This is a genomic window from Neobacillus nitrireducens, from assembly GCF_030915405.1.
Lineage (GTDB): Bacteria > Bacillota > Bacilli > Bacillales > Cytobacillaceae > Neobacillus.
Window position 1 is genome coordinate 1392888 of the sequence record NZ_CP133262.1, and the last position, 25675, is coordinate 1418562.

General features: G+C 37.7%; 19 protein-coding genes. 2 read left to right on the top strand and 17 right to left on the bottom strand.

Annotated elements, in window-relative coordinates:
* Positions 1-2 precede the first annotated feature (2 nt).
* Positions 3-1802: a sensor histidine kinase gene (locus RCG22_RS06680; RefSeq protein ID WP_308106267.1), complete on the top strand. Its 1800-nt coding sequence runs from the start codon at positions 3-5 to the stop codon at positions 1800-1802.
* 85 nt (positions 1803-1887) lie between these two features.
* Here RCG22_RS06680 and RCG22_RS06685 read toward each other — a convergent pair whose 3' ends face one another.
* From RCG22_RS06685 to RCG22_RS06705, 5 genes are all read right to left on the bottom strand, one after another.
* On the bottom strand, positions 1888-2787 hold the full coding sequence (locus RCG22_RS06685) for a carbohydrate ABC transporter permease (RefSeq protein WP_308106268.1): 900 nt from the start codon (positions 2785-2787) through the stop codon (positions 1888-1890).
* A complete protein-coding gene (locus tag RCG22_RS06690) occupies positions 2784-3650 on the bottom strand; it encodes a carbohydrate ABC transporter permease (RefSeq protein ID WP_308106269.1) in 867 nt (288 codons plus the stop codon). The genes RCG22_RS06685 and RCG22_RS06690 overlap by 4 nt, the downstream gene beginning before the upstream one ends.
* A gap of 115 nt (positions 3651-3765) precedes the next feature.
* On the bottom strand, positions 3766-5091 hold the full coding sequence (locus RCG22_RS06695) for an ABC transporter substrate-binding protein (protein ID WP_308106270.1): 1326 nt from the start codon (positions 5089-5091) through the stop codon (positions 3766-3768).
* 440 nt (positions 5092-5531) lie between these two features.
* A complete protein-coding gene (gene odhB / locus RCG22_RS06700; RefSeq protein ID WP_308106271.1) occupies positions 5532-6782 on the bottom strand; it encodes a 2-oxoglutarate dehydrogenase complex dihydrolipoyllysine-residue succinyltransferase in 1251 nt (416 codons plus the stop codon).
* 68 nt (positions 6783-6850) lie between these two features.
* Positions 6851-9733: a 2-oxoglutarate dehydrogenase E1 component gene (locus tag RCG22_RS06705; RefSeq protein ID WP_308106272.1), complete on the bottom strand. Its 2883-nt coding sequence runs from the start codon at positions 9731-9733 to the stop codon at positions 6851-6853.
* Positions 9734-9903: 170 nt separating this feature from the next.
* Here RCG22_RS06705 and RCG22_RS06710 point away from each other — a divergent pair, with 170 nt between their 5' ends.
* Entirely contained in the window at positions 9904-10788 is an 885-nt protein-coding gene (locus RCG22_RS06710; protein WP_308107107.1) for a LysR family transcriptional regulator, read from the top strand.
* 192 nt (positions 10789-10980) lie between these two features.
* On the opposite strand, the gene pgmB is transcribed toward RCG22_RS06710, so the two are convergent.
* The 12 genes from pgmB to RCG22_RS06770 all read right to left on the bottom strand — a co-directional run bounded on the left by pgmB (position 10981) and on the right by RCG22_RS06770 (position 25581).
* A complete protein-coding gene (gene pgmB / locus RCG22_RS06715; RefSeq protein ID WP_308106273.1) occupies positions 10981-11643 on the bottom strand; it encodes a beta-phosphoglucomutase in 663 nt (220 codons plus the stop codon).
* Between the two features lie 253 nt (positions 11644-11896).
* Complete coding sequence (locus RCG22_RS06720; RefSeq protein ID WP_308106274.1) at positions 11897-12334, bottom strand: cell wall hydrolase; 438 nt, start codon at positions 12332-12334, stop codon at positions 11897-11899.
* A gap of 94 nt (positions 12335-12428) precedes the next feature.
* Positions 12429-13190, bottom strand: a complete 762-nt coding sequence (locus RCG22_RS06725) for a DeoR/GlpR family DNA-binding transcription regulator (RefSeq protein WP_308106275.1) — start codon at positions 13188-13190, stop codon at positions 12429-12431.
* 173 nt (positions 13191-13363) lie between these two features.
* Positions 13364-14617, bottom strand: a complete 1254-nt coding sequence (gene rhaA, locus RCG22_RS06730) for an L-rhamnose isomerase (RefSeq protein ID WP_308106276.1) — start codon at positions 14615-14617, stop codon at positions 13364-13366.
* Positions 14618-14637: 20 nt separating this feature from the next.
* Positions 14638-16056, bottom strand: coding sequence for a rhamnulokinase (rhaB, locus tag RCG22_RS06735; protein ID WP_308106277.1), 1419 nt, complete (start codon positions 16054-16056; stop codon positions 14638-14640).
* Positions 16057-16232: 176 nt separating this feature from the next.
* Entirely contained in the window at positions 16233-17279 is a 1047-nt protein-coding gene (gene rhaS, locus RCG22_RS06740; protein ID WP_308106278.1) for a rhamnose ABC transporter substrate-binding protein, read from the bottom strand.
* A gap of 69 nt (positions 17280-17348) precedes the next feature.
* A complete protein-coding gene (locus tag RCG22_RS06745) occupies positions 17349-18359 on the bottom strand; it encodes an ABC transporter permease (protein WP_308106279.1) in 1011 nt (336 codons plus the stop codon).
* A gap of 2 nt (positions 18360-18361) precedes the next feature.
* On the bottom strand, positions 18362-19369 hold the full coding sequence (locus tag RCG22_RS06750) for an ABC transporter permease (RefSeq protein WP_308106280.1): 1008 nt from the start codon (positions 19367-19369) through the stop codon (positions 18362-18364).
* A gap of 16 nt (positions 19370-19385) precedes the next feature.
* On the bottom strand, positions 19386-20921 hold the full coding sequence (locus RCG22_RS06755) for a sugar ABC transporter ATP-binding protein (RefSeq protein WP_308106281.1): 1536 nt from the start codon (positions 20919-20921) through the stop codon (positions 19386-19388).
* A 197-nt stretch (positions 20922-21118) separates the two neighbouring features.
* Positions 21119-22738 (bottom strand): response regulator transcription factor, encoded by a 1620-nt coding sequence (locus RCG22_RS06760; RefSeq protein ID WP_308106282.1) that lies wholly within the window; start codon positions 22736-22738, stop codon positions 21119-21121.
* Positions 22728-24557 (bottom strand): sensor histidine kinase, encoded by a 1830-nt coding sequence (locus RCG22_RS06765; RefSeq protein WP_308106283.1) that lies wholly within the window; start codon positions 24555-24557, stop codon positions 22728-22730. Before RCG22_RS06765 ends, RCG22_RS06760 begins: the two co-directional genes overlap by 11 nt.
* Positions 24547-25581: an autoinducer 2 ABC transporter substrate-binding protein gene (locus tag RCG22_RS06770; protein ID WP_098261260.1), complete on the bottom strand. Its 1035-nt coding sequence runs from the start codon at positions 25579-25581 to the stop codon at positions 24547-24549. Before RCG22_RS06770 ends, RCG22_RS06765 begins: the two co-directional genes overlap by 11 nt.
* Between the last annotated feature and the right edge of the window lie 94 nt (positions 25582-25675).

The following is a 25675-nucleotide window of genomic DNA, read 5'->3' on the forward strand; positions in this document are numbered from 1 at the left end:
CGATGAAATCTCTTACTACCCGAACAAAATTGTTCCTTGTATTTATTGCCATTTCTATTATTCCTATTATTATCGTCACAATTAACTCTTACAGTAGCTATACTAAGATTGTGAATCAACAAGTATCTGTCGTTACCTCAAATACAATAGAGAATTCATTAGAAAAAATCGATGGAATTTATCAAAATATAAAACGTATTACGTTAACATTTCAACAGTTCTCAACTATACCTGGATCCCCTACTGTTGCTGATCAATTATACAAATTGAATAACAATAAAAACGCGGGACCATACGATCTTTATCTTGCAAGAAGGGACATGCAGTTCTTTTTTAATAATTTAATTCTAAGTAATGACTATATAAATGGTATCTATCTATTCCTTCCTGACGGCAAATCAATCACTTACACGATCAACAATACAGATCTTCACTTTGGCTATGTACCACTCAAGGATGATTGGTATAAACAAACACTACATCAAAAAGGTGGACTTTATGTTAGCAATGTTTCTACAAAGCCTTTTATAATTAATGCCCAGCCTTCCGTCACATTTGCACGTGCAATTTATGATTTTAATACACACAAATTACTTGGTGTTTTAATGTTGGATTGTGATATTAAAATATTTCAAGCCCTTGATAACGATATTATCCCAAATATGACAAATCTCTCCTTGGTTAATAACAAAGGACTAATCCTTTATGACAATACATTGAGCAAAATCGGGAAAACCCTTCCCAAATACTACCAAGGTAAACTTTCAAGTAACCACGGAGGTACTAATCAAGAGGTGAAAGATGGTCATTTAACTGTCATCGCACCATTTCCTGACAACAATTGGAATATTGTAGCATCCATTCCCATGAATGAGTTATATAAACCATACAACCTTTCAGAAAAATTAATTATTTACATATCAATAACATGTGCTGTTATCTTTATATTACTTTCCTTGCTCCTATCAAACCAACTTACAAGACCCACAATTGAGTTAAGTAAAATTATGCGTACCAACAAACAGTTGAAGAAAGTTTCTAATGATAAATACCTAAACCGCAAAGATGAAGTCGGTATCCTTTATACCGAATATAACAATATGATTGAGGCTATTCAGAAGTATATAAAAGAAAGTTATCAAAATAAATTGATTACATTAGACTCCCAAATGAAATCATTAGAGGCTCAAATCAATTCCCATTTTCTATATAACACGTTAGAATCGATTAATAGTATTGCTGAAATTGAAGAAATTGAAAGTATATCAATTATGACTAAGGCTTTGGGGGATATGTTTAGATATAGCATCAAAACAGAAAGTGAATTAGTTCTTTTAAACGATGAGATTGATCATGTAAAAAATTATATTACAATTCAAAATATAAGGTATGATAATAGCATTGATTTTAATCTTGAAATCCCTAGCAAATTATCTTCATGCCGTATTCTAAAATTAATACTTCAACCAATTATTGAAAATTCCATTCTTCACGGACTTGAAAAGAAAAAAATGAAAGGCACCGTCAAGATAAAGGCATACGAGATTAGCCAAAGTAGAATCGTTTTTGAAATTTCAGATAACGGTATTGGTATTGAAAGGGACAAGTTATCTGATATAAGAAATTTCTTACAAGAACAACCTGAATTTAAGGAGCTAGGAAAACGGAGCAAAGAAAGTATAGGTCTTAAAAATGTCCATTCTAGAATTGCGCTTTATTATGGTTTGGAATATGGGTTAAATGTAGAAAGTGAACCTAATAAAGGAACAACAATTAAAATCTGTGTTCCTAAAATTGAATAAGACCAAACAGAAAAACGGACCACTTGCAATATGGCCCGTTTTTCCTATTTAATTACCGATTAGGAATCTATCTCATTTTGCCTAATCAACCCTTTACAGATCCTACAGCTAAACCTTTGATAAAGAACTTCTGCAGAAAAGCAAAAATAACTAAAAGTGGTAATGCACAAAGGAAACATGCTGCAAAAAGAACGTTCCAAGCAGTTGGATTCGTTTGGTCACCCATAAATCCTAGCATGGCAAGTGGTAATGGAGTCAAATCTGCTTTTGTAATAAAAATCATATTAAAGAAATAATCATTCCAAATCCATACACCCTGAGTAATGACAACTGAAACCGTCACAGGTAATAATAGCGGAAATACAATCTGCCAGAACCTTCGAAATAAACCGGCTCCATCTAGAAGTGCTGACTCCTCTACCTCAATTGGTACACTGCTCTTAATAAAGCCTGAGTATAGAAATGATGAGAAAGGTATACTACATGTGATAAACATGATAATCGATGTTAGCTGTCCACTTGGAATATTTAATGCATTGAATGTTTTAACTATTGGAATGATGACCATCTGACTTGGAACAACAAGCCCTGCAAGAAAAAAGATATATAAGAACTTACTTAACCGAGTATTCATTCTTGCAATTGGATAGGCGGCCATAGATGTAAAAATTACAACTACAATAACGGAAACTCCCGTTAGCAGAACGCTATTCATCAATGCCTGGAGAAAATGCATTCGCTCAAAAGCTATCTTGTAACTTTCCAAGCTAAATTGGGAAAATAAATTTAAGGGATTCGTCATATTATCCGGTGTTCGTAATGAACTTGAAAGGGCAATCAAAAGTGGTAAAAGATTTATTAACATAAGTGCGGTTATTCCTATATGGTAACAAGTTTTTTTAACAAAGGATTTTCTTTTCTTAGCTTCATTCAGTTTTATACCTGCATCATAAGAATTAATTTGAATAGCTGTCTTACTCATCATACATTTACCTCCCTCTTATTTAATTTCGTCACGAGGAATACTGTAACGGCTATTATTATGGCAAAGGAAACTACTGCCAATGATGCAGCCTTTCCATACTGCCCTTCTGTAAATGCCATCCTAAAAATATCATAAACCAATGTGCTAGTCGATCTGCCGGGACCACCGTTCGTCATAATAAAAGAATAATCGAAAGCTTTCAGTCCATTGATGATACTTAGCGTAACGTTAATTGTAATAGATGTTGCTAATAATGGCAGGCGAACAAACCTTGTTAATTGCCAACCGTTAGCACCGTCAATTTTACCCGCCTCCAGCAATTCTTGTGGAACAGTCTGCAATCCAGCAAGGAAAATGATCGTACTGGTTCCAATTGTTTTCCAAATATCTACAGCGGTTATACCATATAGGGCAGTCTTGTAATTACCTAGAATGTTTAAATTTTCACTGTGAATGCCAAACCAACTCAGTACTGTTGGGAGCAGTCCAGATTCAGGCATGTAAACATATGACCAGATATAACCCACAACGATAGCACTAAACAAAGTAGGTATATAAGCTACTGTACGATAAAACCCTAACCCTTTAATTTTTGAATCCAAAACAAAAGCTAAACCAAGTGCAATAAGATTGCCCAGGACCGTTGAAATCATCGTAAATATCAAAGTATTTGATATTGATGAACCTGCAACTCCTTCCTGGAATATTTTCACATAGTTGTCTAGGCCAACAAAGTTTAGATTTTGCTGTACCCCGTTGTAATCTGAAAAACTATATTGAAAAAGTCTCAAAATGGGAAAGATCCAAAATGTCAAATATACAATCAACGCAGGCAAAACAAATAAATACATTGATTTTTTCATGACTGTAGAATTCATGGTATCTTATTCCTTTCCAAATTTACTTGAGGTGGGGAAACTCCCCACCTCAATTTCATTTATTTTTCAATCTTGAATATTTAGGTTGTCTTGATCTTTTTTACTTTTTCCAAAGTTCGTCGAATTTGTCTTGCATAGCTTTTGTTACGTCTTTTGGTGTTGTTCCTTGTCCACCAATAATCTCAGCAAACTTTGATTCTAAGGTTGCGTCTACCCCGCTTGGCCACATTTGGTTAGCAAAATAGATTGCGTTTCCAGTACTTGTATACTGATCATAAGCATCTTTATATAATTCGTTAGTTAATGGAACTCCGTTATATGCTACGATAGAAGACGAAGTTTTTACCCATTCTTGAAATAAGTCAGACTTCCCATCAAACCAATAGTTCAGGATTTGTTTTACAGCATCGACATTTTCTGATTTTGCATTAACTGCCCAACCCGCTGCAGTAGCAGCCGCTTGATATACAGGTTTACCTTTTTCATTAGCAGGTAGTGGGAAGAAACCACGTTCAAAATCAGTGGCACCTTTCGCCGTTAATGGGGTGTAATCCCAAGTACCGTCTAACGTCATAGCAGCTTTACCATCGATAAACATTTGAATTGCCTGTGGTCCGCCTAGTCCAAGAGTATTCTTTGCAATGTACCCTTTTTTGTATAGATCTTGGTACATTGAAACAGCTTTCTGCCATTTCGGCCCGTTGAGTGAGTCTTTTCCATCTTGAAGTTTAGTATCGAATTCTTTGTCATCCGCATAAACAGTATTTGCTGCAATTTGATATAATCCAAACTGAATTACCCAAGGATCTTTATCCCCCATCACAATTGGAGTGATCCCTGCATCTTTTAACTTTTGGCAAGCTGCAAGGAAGGCATCCCAATCCTTCGGCACTTCAGTAATTCCAACTTTCTGGAATAAGGCTTTATTGTAATAAGTACCTAACATATCAAACCCTTTAGTAATCGCATAAATCTTTCCATTATATGACATATCATCTCCCACAGTTTGAGAAAGATTTCCCATAAATGGCAGATCTGAAAGATCAGCTAAATATCCGCCTTTTCCAAGGTCAATGACAGAAGCGGCGTTTGCCATTCTTGGCCATACGCGAAAGATATCAGGTGCTTGGTTTACTGCAAGTTTAGTCTTAATTGAAGTTGTATATTGATCATCAGGTAGCTTTTGTACCTCTAATGTAATGTTCGGGAACTTTTTATGAACTAATTTCGGTAAAATATCTACTTCAAAATCTTGACCGGAGGCCGCTTTATTTCCAGAAACCAGCATTGTTATCGTTACATTTTTTGAATTAGATGAACCGCTGCTTTTTGATTCACTAGAACTTGAGCTTGTACAACCAGCTAATAGTGCGATGGTAAGTATCATAACTAATGTTCCAGATAGAAACGCTTTCATTTTTCTCATTAAATTCACCCCACGAGTTAATATCATTAAAAGTTCTTGGCCATTTATTACTTGTGCACATCTTGATTGTAGCGTAATATTGGGTACATTTAATTTAGTAATTTGAGTGCACAATTTTTAGATTAAGTACCCATTTAATCAATATCGTGAAATGATTGGTGCTTCGATAAGATGATAATACATATATGGTGCAACCATACCAAAAGCGGGAAACAATTTACAGACGGTATATACAGACTTTCCCTACAAAAAACAGCCAAACCTATTTAGAGCAATATTGGAGATTCTTTTTGAAATGAGTGCGGATTTTTTTGGAGGGTGAAAGGGTTTTGAGCGAACCAAAATTTCATTAAAAATAGAGATGGAAACACCCCCCATCCCTGTTTTTAATGACTATTAAATTAATTTTAGGTCTTGATTTATTCGCTTATCTTTATTACTTATCCCTCCAATAATAAAGAGTGAGGATCTTCCAACAATTCTTTCACGGCAACTAGGAAGCTAACGGCCTCTTTGCCGTCAACAATTCGATGATCGTAAGACAGGGCAATATACATCATCGGGCGGTTTTCCATTCGTTCCTTATCAATCGCTATTGGTCTTGTCTGGATTTTATGCATTCCGAGAATCCCTACTTGCGGGCTATTCAAGATCGGTGTTGACATTAATGAACCAAAAACCCCACCATTGGTAATGGTAAATGTTCCACCTTGCAAATCATTTAACGTAAGGGCATTATCACGAGCTTTTTTACCAAGATTACTGATATCCTGCTCGATTTCGGCAAAGTTTTTCTGATTTGCACTGCGAACAACTGGTACCACTAGACCCTCTGGTGCTGCAACGGCAATTCCAATATCATAGAACTTCTTGATAATCAATTCATCGCCTTGAATTTCGGCATTTAAAAGCGGGAATTGTTTTAATGCTGAGACAACTGCCTTGGTAAAGAATGACATGAACCCAAGACGAACACCATGTTTTTCAAAAAAGGCATCTTTCCGCTGATTGCGTAAATCCATAACAGCCGACATATCGACTTCGTTAAATGTAGTTAACATCGCCGCTGTATGTTGGACTTCTACTAGGCGTTTAGCGATGGTTTGACGCCGGCGAGACATTTTCACCCGTTCTACTGGTTTGTCAAACTCTTCATCCATTTGTTTTACAGCTTGTTTTGGGCTTGGCTTTTCCATCTTTGGTTCTTCTTTAACCGCAGGTGTCGGTGTGTATGCTTTTACATCCTCTGATCTAATTCTTCCGAGTGGATCCCGGCTGCTTACTTGGGTTAAATCGATTCCCAATTCTCTTGCCAATTTTCTTGCCGCAGGTGAGGCAATCGGGCTATTTGCTTTCGGAAGTTCCGGCTCGGTTTGAGTGCTTTGTTGATTAAAGGTTTCAACTTCGGCAGATTTTTCCGGAGTTGTTGGAACAGCCGAAGTGGCTTCTGCAGCAGTATTCTCTTCGATAATCGCAATAACATCTCCTACTTCGACGATATCTCCAGGCTCTTTTAAAACCTTGGTGACTACACCTGAGTATTCGGCATTTAATTCGATATTCACTTTGTCTGTTTCTAATTCAACAACACTATCTCCTTTGATTACTTTATCACCAATATTAATGAGCCATTGTGCAATGGTTCCTTCTGTAATCGATTCTGCCAGTTCAGGTACTTTGATCTCAATCATGTGCCATATCCTCCTAGGTATTAGATTAAATCTTCTTTTAAATTAATATCTCAGTTCTTTGCCTGTAATTATCTGCTATCTTGTTTCTGATTAATTACTATACTATTAGAATTCAAGGCCTGTTCGATAATACGTTCTTGTTCCTTCTTATGAACGATTGGGTCCCCGCCTGCCGTGCTTGAACGGAACTGACGCCCGATGTAATCAACAGCCAGACTGCCTGCAGCAAGCTCAAAAAGAGTTGGGGCAATATAATGCCATGCTCCCATATTCTTCGGTTCTTCCTGTACCCATACGATTTCCTTCAAGTTAGGATAACGCTTCAATATCGCTTCCACTTTTTCTTTTGGAAATGGATACAATTGTTCAATTCGAGCAATGTGAACCGCTTCTAGGTTTTGATATTCTTTCTGTGAGTCGATTTCTACCTCCAGGTCGATAGCCATCTTACCCGTTGTTAATACCAAACGCCTTACCTTTTCTGGCACTTTTCCGAGCTCAGGCTGCTCCAAAACCGTTTGGAAATGACCTTCACTTAGTTCCGTACCAGTAGAAGCAACTAACGGGTGACGGAGCAGGCTCTTTGGCGTCATTATCACCAATGGTCGAACAAACTCTGATCCTAAGATGGAGGCTTGGCGGCGTAAAATATGAAAATATTGGGCTGCACTTGTCAGGTTGGCAACCGTCCAGTTGTTTTCAGCTGCTAACTGTAAAAACCGCTCAGGTCGAGCACTGGAATGCTCCGGACCTTGGCCTTCATACCCATGAGGCATCAGGAGAATAAGACCTGATTTTTGTCCCCATTTTGCCCGTGCAGATGAAACAAATTGATCATAGAGGGGCTGTGCCGTGTTGGCAAAGTCGCCATATTGAGCTTCCCACATGACAAGTGTTTCAGGAGCAAAAACATTATATCCATATTCAAAACCTACAACAGCTGCTTCCGATAGCGGACTATTATGAACCGAAAACGAAGCCCGTGCTTGCGGAAGATGGTGCAGTGGTGAATACGTTTCGTTTGTTTCCTCGTCGTGGAGCACAATATGCCGCTGTGCAAACGTTCCACGCTCAGAATCTTGGCCGGTTAGACGAATTGGCGTTCCATCTTTTAATATCGACGCAAGTGCCAACACTTCTGCTACCGCCCATTCTACTTTCCCATTCTCTTCTAATGCCTTATCACGGCGCTCCAGAATCCGTTTTAACTTTGGATACACTTGAAAACCTTCTGGCCATTTCAGCAAATTTTGGTTTATTTCACGAAGAGTTTCAAGAGGTACGCTTGTTTCCAACGGTGGTATTCCTTTGGCGATAACCATCGGAACCTCAGCATCTGCTGGAGGTTCACTTTGCTTCTTATCTGACACTTTTTCAAATTCAGCTTGTAACATATCATGCACATTGCGTTTAATTTTCTCAACTTCTTCTTGATTGAGAATGCCTCTCTTTTGCAACTGTTTGGCATACACTGTTCTTACAGTTGGATGGTTCACAATTTTTTTGTATACCTTAGGCTGGGTAACCGCTGGGTCGTCCATTTCATTATGGCCAAATCGACGGTATCCAACTAAATCAATCAAAAAGTCTTTTTGAAACCGAGAACGATACTGATAGGCCAATCGAACAGCGGCCAGACATGCTTCTGGGTCGTCCGCATTGACATGGATAATCGGAATCTCAAATCCCTTTGCTAAATCACTCGAATATCTCGTCGAACGAGAATCGTGGCTATCTGTTGTAAAGCCTACCATGTTGTTGGCAATGATATGGATGGTTCCACCTGTTCGATATCCTTTTAAACCGCTTAAATTCAATGTCTCCGCTACAATTCCCTGACCCGGAAAGGCTGCATCCCCATGAACCAAAATCGCAAACGCCCTCTTAACATCCTGCTCAGGGTAACCGGCATTCTTCCGTTCTTCTTGGGCCGCTCTTGCAAAACCTTCAACTACAGGATCGACAAATTCAAGATGACTCGGATTATTGGCTAAGGTAATCCGTGCACGAACGTTACCGGGGCCTTCTATGAATCGATTTCTGCCTAAATGGTATTTCACATCTCCAGTCCAGCCCTCACTAATATCAAATAAATCTTCTGAAGGACCTTGTTGTTTAGCGGACGAATGTTGAAATTCAGAAAACATCTTGCTGTATGGTTTGTTTAACACATGCGCAAGGACACTTAGGCGGCCGCGATGCGCCATTCCAATCACGACATTACGTGCACCATCCCCGACACCTTCACCCACCGCTGCATTTAGCATCGGTACTAGCATGTCAACGCCTTCAATAGAGAATCTCTTTTGACCGACAAAGGCTTTGTGCAAAAATTGTTCAAATCCTTCAACCTCTGTCAAACTCTGCAGCAAGGTAGTTTGTTCTTCTTTAGATAAGGATCGATGCAAGGAACCTGTCTCCACCATTTGAGTTAACCATGCCCGTTCATCCATATGGTGAACGTGGTTAAATTCAAAGGCTAGTGTGGAGGTATATATACTCTTTAAATGGTTGATTGCATCCCATGCGGTTTGAATGCCTGCCGGGGCCTCTTCCCAAACAAGTTTGGCTGGAATCATTTTCAACTCTTCCACACTTACCCCATGTTTTTCTGGATGAAACAGCTCTTGATTTTGCACATTCCCCTCTAATGGATTCATGTTTGCCGCTAAATGCCCATTTGAACGAATGTCTTCAAGCAGTTTTACTACTTTTAGCACTTTCTGTATATCTGCGGAATTATTAAGATTGACAGATTCTTTATTGAATGTTTTATCGGCCTGACTTTCCTCCAAAGGTAAAGGTGAGCCCCATTTAATAAAAAGTTCTTTTAATTTTGGATCAATGGAATCTTCTCCGTCCATATACCGTTCATATTGTTCGATTACATAGCCAAGGTTTGGACCAGTAAATTTTCTCCAAGGATTTTGTTGGCTCTCCTGTACTCTCATTTACAATTCCCCCATTGTTGTCTTACTCTATATGATTTACTTCAGATTATTTATTAAGATATTTGTCGATTGCTATAGGTTAAGGATAATGTAATAATTGAAATAAATAAAATGATAAAAAATTATATTAATCTATAAAAAATATTAATATCAGATAGATGGGTGGAATTATGGATTACCGTGATTGGGAAATATTAAAGGTGCTTTATCTGCAAAAAAATCTAACTAAAACCGCTCGCCTCTTATTTCTTACTCAACCCGCATTAACGACGCGATTAAAGCATATGCAGGAAGCACTCGGCGTTAAAATCGTAACTCGTGAAAGCAGAGGAGTGCATTTTACCCCACAAGGAGAATATCTTGTCCAATGTGCTGAGGAAGCCCTTGCTCATTATGAAAAGATAAAAGAAAATGTTCAAAATATGAGTAATAATGAAAGTGATCAAGTGGTGGGTACGTTGAAATTGGGGGTATCTAATTTTTTCGCAAATTATGAACTTCCCCATGTTTTGAAACTGTTTAAAATGCAATATCCACATGTGGAATTCAAAGTAACTACTGGATGGAGCAGAGACGTAACTCAGCTAATTCATAATAAAGATGTTCATATCAGCTTTGTGCGAGGAGATTATGGCTGGCGGGGATTATCGAAACATCAATTATTTGAGGAAACCATTTGCATTGCTTCAAAAAATGAGTTTGATTTGAAGGATCTCCCTCGTCTCCCTAGAATCGAAAATCGAGGCGATTACTTATTAAAATCAGTCATAGATCATTGGTGGGCTGAAAATTATGCGCAAGCCCCCTTTATAAGTATAGAGGTGGACCAAGTTGATCCTTGTAAGGAAATGGTCAAAAATGGTTTAGGCTATGGCATTTTGTCCAGCAGGGTACTTTCTGGGATCGAAGACTTATACAAAATCCACTTAAAAGATCAAGAAGGAAATCCGATTTTGCGAAGAACCTGGATGTATTATCATAAGGAATCTCTGGAATGGAATGTGGTTAAGGCGTTCGTACGCTTTATTGAAAACATTGATTGGAAAGATAATTAAATGAAATGGATTGGGTCACGCAGGGGAAACACGAAAATACCAATGAAAAATATTACCCCTTTTTAGTCATTACCTGACTTTTTTACTTATTAACAAAACGTGCGTTGTTGAAGGAAAACCGCTCTACAACGCATGTTGATAATAATGATGATTTATATTAATAATAAAACATCATGAAGTTTTATCATGGTTTCAACTCCTAGTCTCATTAACTTCTAATAACTGATCAATATCCAAATTAGTTAGGTCTTTTAATTTCAAATCCGCATTTAAACATGTACTTGCTGAACCTATTCCCACTGCCTTCATTCCTGCCGCTTTAGCCGCATCAATACCTGCCTGTGCATCTTCAATAACTGCACATACCGTTGGGGTAACTCCCATCATGTCTGCTGCTAGTAAAAAGACCTCCGGATCAGGCTTACTATTTTTGATGCTATTTCCATCGGCGATCGCATCAAAATTTGAAGTTAATCCTATTTGTTGTAAAATAAATGGAGTGTTTTTACTAGAAGAACCAATGGCTACCTTTATATCCCTAGCTTTTAAACTCAATAATAGATTAATAACCCCAGGTAAAATGTTGTTTGGAGACAAATTGTTAAGCAATTTACAATAGATTTCATTTTTTTGGAGAGCAAGAAGTTGCTTTTCATTGTCATTGTATCTTCTATCAGAACGACTCAAAATAATATCGAGACTTTCCATTCTGCTAACACCACGAAGTGTTTCATTAATTTCTCTATCAAAATATATTTTTTCTTGGTCGCTTATTTGTTTCCAAGCTTGGTAATGGTATTCATCTGTCGACACAATCACACCGTCTAAATCAAAAATAACTGCTGATATTTTCATAGTTACCATCCTTTGATTAATAATATGCTACGTTGCCCCCAATTACAGCAACATATGAAAGCGCCCCCAATACAATAATTATATATGAAATGACATCTAAGCGCTTTCCCCTTTGACTGAAAATAGGCCAACTTTTATTCTTATTTCTATTATTACGCTCAAATAACAAGTACAAAGAAAGCAAATCAGCAGCATAGAGTCCTTTTGAATATTCTGGAATATGAAAAAGCTTACTCAAAGAGTAAGCTTTTTCTCATCTATAGACACTATCACATGTTCCAGCCTTTGGTTCATAAAAACAATGTTCTTTAAATTGTCCAGATTGAGGTTGACCGTACCAGGTTGGAGGGCAAGCAGCATGTGGATTAAAGTACCACAGAGCATATTTCGCTGGATGGTCTCTCCAATAATCCAAATTTTGTTTTGCTAATCTTCTTTCAGCGGTTCTTGATCTTTGATAAAATACATTCCCTTTTTGAACTGCTTCAAAGGAATAATTCCCACCTTGTACTTGATAAATAACTTGAGGAACTGTCCTTAGTCCTTTAAAATCTAAACAATCTGCCATCAAACGATTAACAATTACATTTCCAACATATAACATGCCTTGTATTCCTTCACCTTCGGCTTCCGCTCTCATCATCCTTGCCATTAAGTCCACATCTGAATTCCGGTAATTTACTCTTGGCATTTTTTTTCACCCCAGAATATAGTATGAAAAAAAGCCTACATTGATGTTATTATAATAAAATAAGAACCAACTTAGTAATTAACGCCCAGGTTTGCTAGTTTACAATGATTACCTTAATCATTTTTCCATCCAGATCATTTTTAATTTCTTCATCTATATTAGAATCGGTAATAATGCAGTCAATACTGGACAAGGGAGCAATTTGCGAAAAAGCACGGGTCCCAAATTTACTAGAGTCCACCATTAGGAAGGTTTCATCGGCTATTTCCATCATCTGCTTTTTTAATAATGCTTGTGACTCATTGAAGTCACTTAGCCCTCTTTGAAGGTGTACCCCTTTGCAGGAAAGATACACTTTATTCACGTGGTACATACTGAGAGATCGTTCTGCGAGTGGTCCAACGTATGAAAGGGATTGTGACAGTAATGTTCCACCAGTAGAGATCACTTTGATTTGTTCTTTTTTACTAAGCTCAATCGCAACTTTAATCGAGTTTGTTAATACTGTTAGAGGCATATCAGGCAGTTCTTTTGCCACATACCATGCGGTTGTACTAGCATCTAACACAATTTGATCACCCGTCTCAATCGAACGAACGGCAGCTTTCGCAATTGCTCTCTTTTGTTCCGCGTTAGTGATTTCTCTTTCCAAATAAGAAATCTCCCCTTGGTCCTTTTCAATACTAACCGCACCTCCATGGCTGCGCATTAATAAATTCTCTTTTTCAAGCTTTTCTAAATCACGGCGAATCGTTTCTTCTGTTACAGAAAAAATCTTACTAAGTTCTGTCACCCGAATACTCAAGCGTTCATTAATTAATTCCACAATCTTTTTTTGTCTTTCTGCTACAAGCACTAGTTCTACCCCTTCCTGTTCCGGCAATTTTTATTTATGTTGTTTTATATTTGTTTTATACTTATTATCACTATAACTATAACATATATTTTTGGAAAACAAACATAAATTATTTGAAAAAACAAGATACAAAAAGGAAATTAAGTGACCTGAGTCTTCCGAACATTTTACAATTATCTTTTCAATAATACCTCTTGCTCATACGCTTTTACTTGTTCCAACCAAGATTCTCTTACTGGAACGCCCATTTTTTCGCAGTAGTAATCCCAAACTGCCCCAAATGGATAGGTCTTGAATTCTTCCATTAACGCTAATCTTTCAGTGAAGTTGCCTTCTTCTTGAAGCTGTTTTAAATACTCATTTGGGACTAACATCGCATAGAGTAAAGCCTTAATCATGTTGCGTGTGCCGATGGTCCATGCGGCGACACGGTTGATGCTTGCATCAAAGAAATCAAGTCCAATGATGACACGGGCTAGGGCATCATTTCGGACAATTTCTAAGGCAATTTCTTTTAGCTCATCATCAAGAATCACAACATGGTCACTATCCCAACGAACTGGTCTTGAAACATGCAGTGCTAACTTTTCACTAAATAACAGCATCGAAGAGATTTTGTTTGATACGGTTTCAGTTGGATGGTAGTGACCAGTATCCAGTAAACATAATTTATTATTTTTCATCGCATAGTTTAAATAAAATTCATGGGATCCGACTACATATGATTCTGAACCAATCCCGAATACTTTGCTTTCAACGGCATCTAAGTTATAGTTCTCATCTGTTTCCACGGCAAAAATCTTATCTAATGAATCTTTTAATCTCTTTCTTGGTGTCAGGCGGTCACTCGGAATATCCTTGTACCCATCTGGAATCCAAATATTTGTTAGAGCAGGTGTACCAAGCTCTCTTCCGAAATATTCACCAATTTTCCGGCTGCCAATACAGTGATTTATCCAGAATTCACGGATTTCTTCATTTGGATGAGATAGTGTTAAGCCATCATCTGCTTTCGGATGTGAAAACAATGTTGGGTTGTAGTCTAAGCCTAAGCCATTTTCCTTTGCCCAGTTTACCCAGTTTTCAAAATGCTTCGGTTCTAATTGATCTCTTTCCACTACTTCTCCATTTGTTTCCGCATAAATCGCATGTAAATTAACTCGATGCTTACCTGGAATTAGTGATAAGGCCTTCTCTAAATCACTTCTTAACTGTTCAGGAGTTGTTGCTTTACCAGGGTAGTTACCTGTTACATCAATGCCACCTGATAATTCTTGTTGGTTCACTTCGAATCCAGCTACATCATCCCCCTGCCAGCAATGAATAGATACAGGTACATTTTTCAACTTTTCAACTACTTCATCAACATTAATTCCCCATTTTTCATAAGCCTTTTTAGCAAGTTCGTAATTTTCTTGAATAGACATATATTTCTTCCTCTCCAAAGTTAGTTTGTAATTGGTGCAGTTGGTAGGTATTTCTTTACTTCAAATGAATTTTTGACAATTGTGCGTGCTTCTTTAATATCTTGAATTTCGTCGAGGGCCATCAACTGTGCGACGATATTGCCGATGGCAGTCGCTTCAACAGGTCCAGCAAATACTTCTTTCTTCGTTACATCGGCCACAAGTTGATTCAACATTTCATTCTGACATCCACCGCCGATGACATTGATTTTCTCAAATCGCTTTTCAAAAATTTCTTCAATTTCATTTACAGCATCCTGATAGCTAACTGCTAAACTATCATAGACGCAATTTGCGACTTCACCTGGTGTGCTCGGAATCGGCTGTCCAGTTTCCACACAATAGTTCATAATTTCTAGAACCATGTTTTCAGGTTTTAAGAATCGGTCATCATTAACATTTACCACTGCCTTAAAGTCCTTAGCTTCTCTAGCCAAATCGACCAACTTAGCAAAAGAATATTCATTATTGTAGTTACGTCTTACCTCTTGGATCATCCAAAGACCCATAATATTTTTCAAGAAACGGTATTGATAATCGATGCCGCCTTCATTCGTGAAATTGTAGTCCAGTGCTTTGGTAACACAGATAGGGAAATAGTTTTCGACTCCAATCAGTGACCATGTGCCGGAACTGATATAAATGGTTTCATTTTCTTCAGGTACGGCAATCACCGCAGAACCTGTATCATGTGTAGCCGGTAGAATCACTTGAAGGTCAAAGCCTAACTCTGAAACTAGTTCTTCCTTTAATGATCCAAGAATGGTCTTAGGCGTTTTAATATCATGGAACATTTCTTTATTGATACCCAACGCATCCAATAAGTCATGATCCCATTTTTTCGTAAAGGCATTGACTAGTTGTGTGGATGTGGCATTGGTGTATTCATTTGCTTTTTTTCCTGTCAGTAAATAATTGAAGTAATCCGGAATCATTAAGAATGATTTTGCCTTATCTAAGATTTCCGGAGAGTTTTGTTTAATAGAATACAGTTGATAAATGGTATTAAATTTTTGGAACTGAATGCCTGTTTCTAGATACAAACGCTCTTTCATAATTTTCTCAAAAACCAGTTCCATCATCCCGTCTGTTCTAGGATCACGATAGGAAACCGCCTCTGTTAATGGTTGGTCGTTTTCATCCAATAACTTAAAGTCGACGGCCCAAGTATCGATCCCAATACTATCTGGTTTAATGCCTAATTCCTTGCACTTTTTCAAGCCGTTTTTAATCTCTTGAAAAAGCTTATCGGCTTCCCAGCAATAGAAGTCACCTTTTCTAACAATTTTATTTTCAAAACGATGAATTTCATCTAGTTTTAGCAGCCCATTTTCTAGATAACCTAAAATAAGCCGGCCGCTTGAAGCACCAATATCAACAGCAATACTGTATTTAGTCATTAACATCACCTCTCGGTTGGAAACGCTTACTGATATCTCTATCTTACTAGAAATTTACGATTTTCCTATAACGTGATTCGGCTATTTATTGTCCTTATTTGCCAACAAAAGAATGGCTTAACTAAAAAAGCCTGCAGACTTGGATACAAAATCTGCAAGCTTCTCTCATTTAATTATTAGTAAACTTCCTTCCACTCTGCAATATTGCTTGAATCGAATTTGAAAGGATCGCCTAGCATGATTTGTGTTCCGTCGCCATCTTGAACCACTTCTTTGTCCCCAAGATCTCCTGCTGAGAATTTATCCCCAATCTTACCTGAGATTTTACCGTTCACAAGGGCATCCGCTGTGTAACCGGCAAGATATCCTACATCAATTGGATTCCATAGGTACATCCAATCACAGACACCGCTTTCAATATACTCCGCCATTTCACTTGGTAGGCCAAGACCCGTAAGTTTTACTTTACCTTTTAATCCTTTATCTGTTAACACTTTACCTGCCGCTGCAATACCCACTGTAGTAGGAGCAATGATTCCTTTAAGGTTAGGATAAGATTTTAATAGAGCCTCTGTTTCAGAAACACTCTTGTCTCTTAAATCATCACCATAGGCAACTTTAACAAGTTCAATATCTTTGTATTTCGGGTCTTCTAATTCTTTTTTCATCCATTCAATCCATGTATTTTGATTTGTGGCTTGAGAAGTGGCACTTAAAACAGCAATTTGTCCTTTTCCGCCAATCATTTCAGAAATTGCCTGAATTTGGACACGGCCGATTCTTTCAGGATCCGCCTGGTTTACGTGCACCATCCGGCTCTTTGCGTTAACAGCAGAATCAAGTGATAGAACTTTAATGCCTTGGTCCATCGCCTTTTTCAATGCAGGTTGGAGCGCATCCGGATCATTACCAACTATGGCAATACTGTCTACTTTTTGAGAAATAAGTTCTTCAATCATTTGAATTTGTGCTTCAGCCGTAGGCTGGTCTGGAGCCTTTAAGATCGCTTCATGGCCAAGCTCTTCAATTGCATTTTTAAACCCTTCCATTTGCTTTTCCCCATAAGGATTCCCTGTGTTTTTGAATACGATGGCAAATCTTTTCTTACCATCTTTTGCGCCTCCGCTTTTTTCGCCGCTGCTGCTTGGTGCAGATTGACTGCAGGCTGCTAATACTGAAAATACCATGAAAATTGAAAGAAATAACATACCTAGCTTTTTCATAGATTGATCCCCTTTTTCGTTTATTTTTTTTACATAAACAGTCAATGACTGATTTGTAACAAATGAAAATTATCCAGCGATTTGTTTTGACTGAGACTTAGATGATCTACTCTTTGTTTTGGCTTTTGGCTTTAGGTTCGGAACCATAACTGCGAAAATAAGAAGTAAACCAATAATAATCATCAGGACCTGCGCAGGCATATTGATTAAGCCAAGACCATTACGGAGGAACCCAATTAAGAAAACAGCAATAATTGCACCTAACATCCGTCCTTTGCCACCTGCCGTACTGATGCCGCCTAATACTACCATTGCTATCACGTCAAGTTCATAGCCTGTTGCCACGTTAGGTCGGGTGCTTCCCATTCTCGATGTTAAAAACAGAGCAGTTATCGCAGCCATAATGCCTGCTAGAGTAAATACAATAATTTTAATTTTATCCACCTGAACCCCTGAAAAATGAGCAGCTGTCGGGTTGTTCCCGATGGCGTACACCCTGCGGCCAAAGGTTGTTTTATGCAAAAGCAGGCCAAAAATCACCGCCATCGCAATAAATGTAATGAGGATAAATGGAATTCCAAAAACATAGCCCCATCCAAGGAAACCAAACCATTCAGGAAATGCCCCAGCCGATTGATCTTCCAGGATGATATAAGCAATTCCGCGATATATGATCATCGTAGATAAAGTAACAATAACAGCAGATAACTCTTTGAATTTCACAATTAGCATACCGTTGATTAAGCCGCAGATCGCTCCTACAGCAAGACAAATAACTACAGCAATTTCCATCGGTACACCCAATGAATAAAGATGCGCCATGATCACGGAAGCAAGAGCCACAATGGAAGCAACCGAAATATCAATATCGCGGAGAATGATAATAAAAACCATTGGAAAGACCATGAATGCTTTATCAAGGAATGTCATCGTTGCATCTCGTAAACTATTAAAATCAAGATAGTATGGTGATAAACTGGTATTAATTATGTTTACTAATATGAATAGCAAAACGAGCAGCCATTCCCATTGAAGGAAGAATGTTTTCAACGAGAAGCTCTTTTTATTTAGATTCTCCATAGTTAGATTTTCCTCCTCATGAGGGCATTTAAATCTACTCCTCTTTTAACAAGGGCATTTAACATCACCGCAATCAAGATAATGGAACCTTGTATCCCCATTTGCCAGAACGGTGAAACGTTTATGAGCGGCAGGGCATTGTTCAAGATTCCAATCAGTACGGATCCCAAAATAAGTCCTGAGATCTTGCCGGAGCCACCGGCAATGTTCACACCACCTAGCACACATGCCGCAATGACGGTTAATTCATAGCCTGATGCGGTATCACCTTGAGCTGAGGCGAATTTCGATACCCATAAGACACCGGCAAGTCCTGATATGCCACCCATCAATGTGTACACTAGCCAAATAATACGGTCATGATTAATACCGCTAATCTTTGCAGAATCAGGATTACTTCCGACTGCGTAAATTTGCCTTCCTGTTCTGGTATGATTAATAAAATAAAAGAAGGCGAGATACGTAATGACTGCGATTAAGATTAAATTATTAACCCCTAGGAAAGATCCTGTTGCAATTCCTTTAAAGCTCGCCGGCATCTGATGGGCACTTACCCATTTACCACCGCTCACCATAAAGGTTAAGCCTCTAAAAATGTACATCATCCCTAAGGTTGCAATAATAGGTAATACACCCCCTTTGGAAATAATCACTCCGAGAATCCCCCCGCTTACAACACCTACGAGAATTCCTAATAGAATGGCCAAAATGGGATTTAGGTTTGGATATGCTCCTACTGTCAGCGCAGCAATCATTCCTGACAATGCTAATGTGGCCCCAATGGAAAGGTCAATTCCACCTGTAATGATTACTAGCATCATACCAATCGCTAGAATACTTAAGATTGCCGTATTGGTAATCATATCGTTAAGATTTTCAAGTGTTAAAAAACTTGAATTCCTTAATTGAACCACAATTGATAAAAGAATAATAAATCCTAGTAATCCAACTTCCCGAAAACGAGCAATACTTGCACTAAGTGACACCTTTTCTGTTACTTTTTCCGCCATTTCTCATCTCCCCCCTTTATAAACCTGCTACTTCTCGCGAGTCACTGATAACGTTGTCCTCTTTATTCATCATCGCGGCTTCTAAAATTGCTTCTTGTGTTGCAATCTTGCTTTCGATTTCTGCTGTAATTCTCCCTTCACGCATCACGAGTATTCTGTCACTCATACTAAGAACTTCAGGCATTTCTGAGGAAACCATAATCACTCCGTATCCCTGACATGCTAGGTCGCTGATAATTTCATAGATAGCTGATTTTGCTCCAACATCAACTCCCTTGGTAGGTTCATCCAGAATGATAATATCTAAATCAGTAGTTAATAGTTTTGCTACAGCTACCTTTTGTTGATTTCCACCTGAAAGCGAACTGGCTAGGTTATAAATACTTGGTGTTTTTACATTTACTTTTTTAGAAAGGACGCTGGCAATCGCTTCTTCTTTCTTCTTATTTAACCACCCTTTACTTGATAAACGGTCTAATGTAGGCAGTGTAATATTCTTATCGATGCCCCAAGAAAGAATGAGTCCCTGCTGTTGCCGGTCTTCCGGCAAATAGCCAATTCCTTGTTTCATTGCCTGTAGTGGACTTGTAACCTTAGTTTCTTTTCCTTTTATTAGGATCCTTCCTTTATCTGCAGGTTCTATTCCAAATAAAGCCTGACATACCTCACTTCTACCGGCACCTACTAGACCGGTAAGACCTAAGATTTCTCCTTTTCGGAGTGTAAACGAAACTCCAGCAAAAAATCCTGTCCTCCCCAGGTTCTCTACACTTAATACTTCTTCTCCAATTACTGCTTCCGTTTTAGGGAACAGCTGCTTGATTTCCCGCCCAACCATAGCTACGATAAGGTCTTCATTAGAGATATCATGTACTCCCCAAGACCCAATGTATTTCGAATCCCGGAAAACCGTCACTTTGCTTGCAAGCCGGTACATATCTTCAAATCGATGTGAAATAAAAATCACGGAAGTCCCACTATCTCTGAGCTTCTCTGTAATCCGATACAGTTCTTCACTTTCATTTCTGGTTAAGGCGGCAGTAGGTTCATCCATGATGATGATTTTTGCGTTTGTTGAAAGTGCCTTGGCAATCTCTACAATTTGCTGTTCGGCAACACTAAGGGCCCCCATTAGCGCTTTTGCATCAAAGTTTGCTCCCAGTTCCTTCAATAGCTTATTTGCTTCGGCATGCATTTCTTTCCAGAGAATTCTTCGCGTCCTTTTTTGGATTTTTTCATGACCCATAAAAATATTTTCGGTTACATTTAAATCTGGATAACAGGTTACATGTTGATAAATTGCGGCAATCCCCCAATTTTGTGCATCCTTTGGATTTCGAAACTCGACCTTTTCACCATTAAGGTAGATTTCCCCTTCATCCGGTTGATGAACACCGGTGATTACCTTTATAAATGTAGATTTGCCTGCCCCGTTTTCTCCCATTAGAGCATGGATTTCACCTGGTCTTAATTGAAAATGAACATTATCGAGAGCTTTAACACCCGGGAAGGTTTTCGTGATTCCCTTTAGTTCGAGCACAAATTCAGACATTATTTCCCCCCCTAACAACTGCTTAAATTCATTCATCCCAATACTTTTAATCTATGACATCACTGAGATTACTTTTTCGAATCCGCTTACATTTAGATTACTCATTCTCCCTTCCAGCGAAAAGGAGATAACTTTCGGGTTTGGGGGTCAATTCTCGGCAAAATACAGAAAATTAAAAAAAACCCCCAAATTGGGAGTTAGGAGTTATATTTTGCTTTTTCCTTAAATTTTGAAGGTACCTCCCCAAAATATTTTTTAAATAGCTTGCTAAAATATTTGGTATCAGAATATCCTACATGCTGAGATATATCATAGATCTTAAGATCTGTGGCAATTAATAGTTCCTTTGCTTTTTCTAATCGAACCATTGTTACATAATCAAGAATAGTCTCACCTGTTTGATTTTTAAAATATTCACAAAAATAGGTGGGATTCATATGGATTGCTTTAGCAATTTTATCGATGGTAATGCTCTCACCTAAATTGTCCGTTATCCATTTCTTTGCTGTTTCAACAGGGTCAGGAATTTCACGCTGGTTCATTTTTTCCAGTATTTTAAATACCTTTTGCATCCAATCTTTAATATTATTCTTTAATTCTTGAAAACTCGGTGACTTTTTTGTCAGTTGGAATCCATCTTGGATCAAGGAAAGTTCATCCTTTGCCTGTGCATTCTTCAGTAGAAAATTTACAGTCTGGATCGACATCGATTGGATATTCCTTTCAATTTCTTGCGGCGAAGCTAGCTTTTCTAACTCCTTTAGAAACTGATGTAAAAGCCCCAATGCTTCCTCCTTTTGAAAACGTTCAAGAGCTTTTAATAGCTTGTTGACCGTTATATCTAACTCTTTGAAATCCTTTATTACAGCCTTATTAGGTATGTTCTCCTCCATGAATGAAAAGGTATAGATTTGATTTCCTCCAAAAACTAAACGGAATTGAAGCAAGGATAAAAGTTCATCCCTCATATTGGGAAGTAATGCCACATCATGAAACACTCTGCTAATGGCAATGGTTGCGGATTGCTGATAGTCGTATTTTATTTTTGACCTCAGCTTCTCAGCAATTAAGTTTTCCTGCAATTCATCAGCTCGGTCATTTTGAATTAACACCCATGAAGATAATTCTTCACCCTTCCAGTACCAAAACCGAGTTGCAGTCCCTTTATTAAATTTTGTTAAAATCGAGTTTATCTCTGTCTCAACAATTGTAGTCCAATTTTCAAGTAAAGCATCTTGTTTTACAGTTACTACATAATCTTTTGAGATACATAAGAGATAATAGGAACCCAACGGAAATTCCTTCGTCCACTCCATTTCTGATAGATCAATATCTTGTCCTCTAGTTAATTCACTCAGTCTTTGGACTTGCTTTACAAAGTTGAGTTGGATATCCATCTCTTCCAATTTCTCTTCGTCTTCCCACTTTAGTTTAATTTTCTCTTTAATCTTGTCTAGCTGCACCCGGAATTCATCTCTCATTAGTGGTTTTACCATATAATCAATTGCACCTTCACGAATTGCCGTTTGCACGTACTTGAAATCGTTAAATCCACTAATCACAACTGCTTCGAATGAAGCCCAATTTCTTAATTCCCTTATTAATTCCAGCCCATCCATGCCAGGCATTTTTATATCGGTAAACAGTAAATCAAAACTTATGCTTTTATTTTGAGTACATTTGATTAATTCGATCGCGCTTTTAAAACTCCCGACAACTTCATATTCCTCACCACATGATAATATTAATCTCTCAATTCCTCGCCTAATCCTGTTTTCATCATCGACCACGATCGTCTTTATTTTCCTAGTTTTCAATCTCCCCATCTCCATCCATATCTACTGCAAGCATTTCGGTTTTCATTAAAGGAATTGAAATAGTAACCTCTGTTCCCTTATGTATCTCACTTTTTACTTGTAGGCCATATTGATTCCCAAACATCATAATTAATCTTCCATGAACATTGATTAAGCCAAATTTAGAATCCCTTTTCCCCATTGGATCTGACTGAAGATATTGATTGAGTTCGGATAAGATGTCTTCAGGAATCCCAGGACCATTATCCCTAATTTTAAAGTGTACTTTTTGTTTTTCTATTAGCGAGTCACCACTAGCAGTAATAAAAATTTCAATCTTAAAATCTTCTTGATGATCTAACCCATGCTTAATCGCATTTTCTACAATAGGCTGTAGAATAAATTTGGGGGTTATATATTCCTTGATATCGATCACTTCGTGAATGGAAAATTCGATACGATCTTCAAATCTAATTTTTTGAATCGTTAAGTAATCCCGTGTTTGCTGAATCTCTTGTTCAATTGTTACCATCTTTTCTTTATTACTAATGGAGTATCTTAACATTCGCCCCAGCAGTGAGACCATTTCCACAACTGTGTCGTCTTCATCTTCTTCTACTGCCATACCGATTGTTTCCAGTGTGTTGTACATAAAATGCGGATTGATCTGCGACTGAAGTGCATATAATTCTGCTTCTTTTTGCTGTAATTTAATTTGATAATTCTGCTTGATTAAATCTTTGATTTCCAGAACCATTGAATTAAAGCTTTTTGCAAGAATGCCAACTTCATCCCTACTCTCTATAGGAAGATCTACATTAAAGTTTCCTTTTTCCACCTTTTTCATTAAATTGGATAACCTGTGGATGGGTCTGGATACACTCCATGCTAGAAATAGTGAAAATAATAGACTTATCAACACAACCACGATAAACACAGCTATTGTTGCATTACGTACTAAATCGGTTCTTTTCGTAAGATTTTTCAATAGTACACTATGGGCAAGAATCCATTGATCAGGACCGGACCTGCTTATACTGATCAACTTACTCTCTTTCTCCGAAGTAGTGCGAAAACTGCCGTTGATTTGCGGATACTCTACCAAATCTTTATTCATTCTGCCAATATATTGTGGCTTTGTATGATAAATAATCTTTCCACCTTTATCCATCAACCAAATATCTGCTTTGTTAACGGTTTCAAGATTTTCAACAATATTTTTAATAAACTTTAAATCAACAGCAATGAACATAGTGCCTAAATTCATTCGGTTTTCTGTATCAATAATTTGACTCATCAACAAAATATAAGGTCGATTGTTCTTAAACTTTAAAGTGGTTTGACTTGGAAAAATAATTTCCTGTTTGCCTTTCAAGTCCAAATCCTGTCCCAATGGCAATGTCTTTTTTTCAAAGCCTGTATAGGAATCTTTTGAACTCTCAAAAAATCGGTTTTTTGATAAAATAAACACACCAAGGATATCTGAATTCCCGCCATTAATATAGGTGTTCATTAAATAACTGTTAACCGAGAATTTATCATGTAATAGAGAGGAATTGTTTTGGTAAGTGTCTTTACGCAGCACCTCAATTACTTGGTTAGAATTATAAAGTAGGTCTGGGAGCTGTCTGATTTCACTTAATTGATCGGCAATCCGCTCATTTGCTTGGTCTAATACCTTAGGGATATATTCACCGACCTGCTCTTCGATGGATCTTGTATATTGTGTATAGGCAACGTAGCCCAGGAGTGATATGGGAATCACAGTAATTAATGTATAGGTAATAATGAGCTTTGTCATTAATCCGGAATTCTTGAACCGTTTCCATTTAAAAATCATACTGGTCCACATTTTCCTTTGTAAAGTCAATAGGTTCTCCCATGATTACCAAATCATCAATTACTCTTATTTTCCCTACTTGTGGAATGTGCTGCTGGTCATATGGGAGGGTTCCTTTTAAAAGGTTGTCAGCTAGTACAACCGTAAGATATCCTAACTTCTTTGGACTCCACAATGTTACAACTTGTGCATAATCCTCTTTCAAATATTTATTCATTGGATTAGGCGATGATAAACCTACAACTGCTACCTTTCCAGCTTTGCCTAAATCTTTGACAGCCTGCGACGCTGCGGGTGGGCCAACTGAGGAGTTTCCAATAATGCCTTTTAAATTTGGGTAGGTGGATAATAATTGTTTTGCTAAGAGATAGGCTTTATGCGGATCATCATCTGATGCGACGACTTTAACAAGTTTCATTTTGGGATAGTATTCACTTTGTTGGATTTTGATCCAATTTAACCATATATTTAAATTGGCAGCAGATTTTGCACCTGTGATAATTGCAAATTCTCCTTCTTCGTTAACATTCCATGCTAGTGTATCCATTAGATGTCTACCAAGGGTTTCAGGGTTCACCATATTAATGAAAAATCCCCTTGAACTTGAGTGAGTATCTGCATCCCATGTAATAACTTTTATATCGTGACTTCTCGCCTTTTTTAAAACGGGGGCTAGTTTGACTGGATCATTTGCAGACACAGCAATGACATCTACTTTTTGGTTAATTAAATCATTAATAATATTGATTTGCTGCGTAGCGTCGGCCATAGTGGGACCTTTATAAATTAGATTTACTCCAAGCTCTTCACCAGCTTCAATAGCCCCTTCTTCCACTGCGTTAAAATAAGGAATATTAATTAACTTAGGGACAAGGGCAATCGTTACCTGGCGTTTTTCACTCTGTTCTTGAGGAGTCTTTACCTCTCCCTTTGAATAAACAACTTCATATTCCGTTCGTTTACTGCAACCGCTTGCAATAATGAAGAAAATTAGCGGGAAAATAATATAGCCCCGTTTAATCATTCTTTCCCCCCTAGTGCTAAATAAATAGTATTTTTGTATTAATTTTATCAAAAAACCAGGTTTAGATGTTAATATATTCTGATATTTTAAATCA

What these genes read in the sequence shown, in the direction of transcription:
- rhaA (WP_308106276.1), bottom strand. Translation starts at nt 14,617, where the DNA reads ATGTCTATTCAAGAAAATTACGAACTTGCTAAAAAGGCTTATGAAAAA.
- RCG22_RS06720 (WP_308106274.1), bottom strand. Translation starts at nt 12,334, where the DNA reads ATGCCAAGAGTAAATTACCGGAATTCAGATGTGGACTTAATGGCAAGG.
- RCG22_RS06690 (WP_308106269.1), bottom strand. Translation starts at nt 3,650, where the DNA reads ATGAAAAAATCAATGTATTTATTTGTTTTGCCTGCGTTGATTGTATAT.
- RCG22_RS06680 (WP_308106267.1), top strand. Translation starts at nt 3, where the DNA reads ATGAAATCTCTTACTACCCGAACAAAATTGTTCCTTGTATTTATTGCC.
- rhaS (WP_308106278.1), bottom strand. Translation starts at nt 17,279, where the DNA reads ATGAAAAAGCTAGGTATGTTATTTCTTTCAATTTTCATGGTATTTTCA.
- RCG22_RS06705 (WP_308106272.1), bottom strand. Translation starts at nt 9,733, where the DNA reads ATGAGAGTACAGGAGAGCCAACAAAATCCTTGGAGAAAATTTACTGGT.
- RCG22_RS06685 (WP_308106268.1), bottom strand. Translation starts at nt 2,787, where the DNA reads ATGATGAGTAAGACAGCTATTCAAATTAATTCTTATGATGCAGGTATA.
- RCG22_RS06745 (WP_308106279.1), bottom strand. Translation starts at nt 18,359, where the DNA reads ATGGAGAATCTAAATAAAAAGAGCTTCTCGTTGAAAACATTCTTCCTT.
- RCG22_RS06750 (WP_308106280.1), bottom strand. Translation starts at nt 19,369, where the DNA reads ATGGCGGAAAAAGTAACAGAAAAGGTGTCACTTAGTGCAAGTATTGCT.
- RCG22_RS06710 (WP_308107107.1), top strand. Translation starts at nt 9,904, where the DNA reads ATGGATTACCGTGATTGGGAAATATTAAAGGTGCTTTATCTGCAAAAA.
- RCG22_RS06695 (WP_308106270.1), bottom strand. Translation starts at nt 5,091, where the DNA reads ATGAGAAAAATGAAAGCGTTTCTATCTGGAACATTAGTTATGATACTT.
- RCG22_RS06770 (WP_098261260.1), bottom strand. Translation starts at nt 25,581, where the DNA reads ATGATTAAACGGGGCTATATTATTTTCCCGCTAATTTTCTTCATTATT.
- odhB (WP_308106271.1), bottom strand. Translation starts at nt 6,782, where the DNA reads ATGATTGAGATCAAAGTACCTGAACTGGCAGAATCGATTACAGAAGGA.
- pgmB (WP_308106273.1), bottom strand. Translation starts at nt 11,643, where the DNA reads ATGAAAATATCAGCAGTTATTTTTGATTTAGACGGTGTGATTGTGTCG.
- rhaB (WP_308106277.1), bottom strand. Translation starts at nt 16,056, where the DNA reads ATGACTAAATACAGTATTGCTGTTGATATTGGTGCTTCAAGCGGCCGG.
- RCG22_RS06755 (WP_308106281.1), bottom strand. Translation starts at nt 20,921, where the DNA reads ATGTCTGAATTTGTGCTCGAACTAAAGGGAATCACGAAAACCTTCCCG.
- RCG22_RS06765 (WP_308106283.1), bottom strand. Translation starts at nt 24,557, where the DNA reads ATGATTTTTAAATGGAAACGGTTCAAGAATTCCGGATTAATGACAAAG.